This window comes from Microvirga sp. HS2 (assembly GCF_055792805.1).
Window position 1 is genome coordinate 1 of the sequence record NZ_JBVVAJ010000098.1, and the last position, 1198, is coordinate 1198.

Sequence of the window (1198 nt, forward strand, 5' to 3'; positions counted from 1 at the left end):
TAGTCCTTTGCCACAGGGATCATGCAGGATAGAGCCGCCGTAGTTTGGAGCGAGCCTGCGTGGTGGTGAAATGCCAATGCGCCTTGGCTCTGTTGCGATTGCGCTCGGCTTCCCAGGCGGCGGTCTCGCGCTGGAGCACTGTTGGGTCCGGCAGACGCCGGCCCAAGCATTGACGGCTGAGGATCGCGAACTCCAACTCCGCCATGTTGAGCCAGCTACCGTGCTTGGGCGTGTAGTGAAACTCCAGCCGCTTCACGAGGCGGCGCGCCTGCGCAGGTGGGAAGGTCTGGTACAGAGCCGCAGGGCTGTGGGTGCTGAGATTGTCCAACACCACTGCAATGACCGGGGCGTCAGGATAATGATCATCCGCAAGCGCCCGCATCTGCTCGGCGAAGTCCTTGTTCGTCCGACGCGCCGTCACCTCCACATGGCGCCAACCTGCCAGCGGCTCAAAGCACAGGAACAGGTTGGCTGTGCCCTGCCGCTGGTACTCATAGTCCACCCGGGTTGGGCGGCCGGGAGCCACGGGTTGGGGCGCCCGTTTGTCGGCGAGCAGCTGGAACGGCAACTCGTCAAAGCAGACGACTGGCCGGTCAGGGGTATAGGGCTCGGCATAGAGGTCGAGCACGTCCTCCATGCGCCAGACAAAGTCCGCTCCCACGGAGGCAATGCACCACTGCTTGCGCTGCCACGGCTTTAGGGTGTTTTTTTGAGTGCCCGTCGCACCGTCTCGTCGCTGATGGTCTCCACTACCCCGAGCTCCACCAGACGGTCGGCCAGTAACTGCAGGGTCCAGTGGCCCCGGCCTGACGGCGCATCGCTACAGGCCAGCGCGACCAGAAAGGCCTCCTGCTTGGGAGCGAGCTTGGGCCGACCGCCGGGCCGCGGCTTTTCGTGCAGTGCGCGGGCGGCACGGCCCTCGACGAAGCGGCGCCGGGTCCGCTCGACGGTGGCGGGATGGACATGCAGGGCCGCCGCGATCTGGGCATCGGTCTTGTGCTCGTCAGCAGCCAGCAGAATACGGGCGCGGGTGAGCGTGCGGGCCGGAGCAATGCCCTTGTTGAGCAAGCTCAGGAGGTCAGTGCGCTCGCGGCGGGTGAGATCGACAAGATAGCGCTTGAGCATGGGAGAGCCCTCCCTCAGATCCGCTCAGTTTACACCCCCTCGAACCATCCCGCAGCTCCCCTGTGGCAAAGGA

1 protein-coding gene is annotated in these 1198 nt (G+C 65.0%); it reads right to left on the reverse strand.

All coding sequences use genetic code 11. The features are described 5' to 3' along the window. Nucleotides 1-19 precede the first annotated feature (19 nt). A protein-coding gene (locus ACS5Q0_RS27470; RefSeq protein ID WP_473129788.1) for an IS630 family transposase occupies nt 20-1125 on the reverse strand; the annotation gives its coding sequence in 2 pieces (ribosomal slippage) (nt 20-705 and nt 705-1125; 1107 coding nt in all). Nucleotides 1126-1198 lie beyond the last annotated feature (73 nt).